The following is a 254-nucleotide window of genomic DNA, read 5'->3' as shown; positions in this document are numbered from 1 at the left end:
CGGCACGAGCTGCGACGGGCCCTGCCCGAGGGCGCGAAGAAGATCCTCATCGTGCATCAGCCCTCGCTCGGACGCATCGTCAACGATCTGCGCGACGAGCTGCTGGGCGACGGCGAACTCGAGGTCCTTCTCGCCGAGATCCCCGACGCCGAGGGCGCCAAGCGCATCGAGGTCATCTCGTTCCTCTGGGGCATCCTCGGGCAGGCGGAGTTCGCCCGCACGGACGCGATCGTGGGCTTCGGCGGGGGAGCGGC

Annotated in this window: 1 pseudogene; it reads left to right on the top strand. The window is 70.1% G+C overall.

What is annotated here, in order from left to right:
• Window positions 1–254: pseudogene (locus SB754_RS21595) on the top strand (3-dehydroquinate synthase); the annotation flags it as partial.

The sequence above is a fragment of the Leifsonia sp. SIMBA_070 genome (assembly GCF_046534635.1).
In the GTDB taxonomy this organism is placed as follows: domain Bacteria; phylum Actinomycetota; class Actinomycetes; order Actinomycetales; family Microbacteriaceae; genus Leifsonia.
Note: the sequence above shows the minus strand (reverse complement) of the source record. Positions and strands in the feature narration are given on the sequence as shown.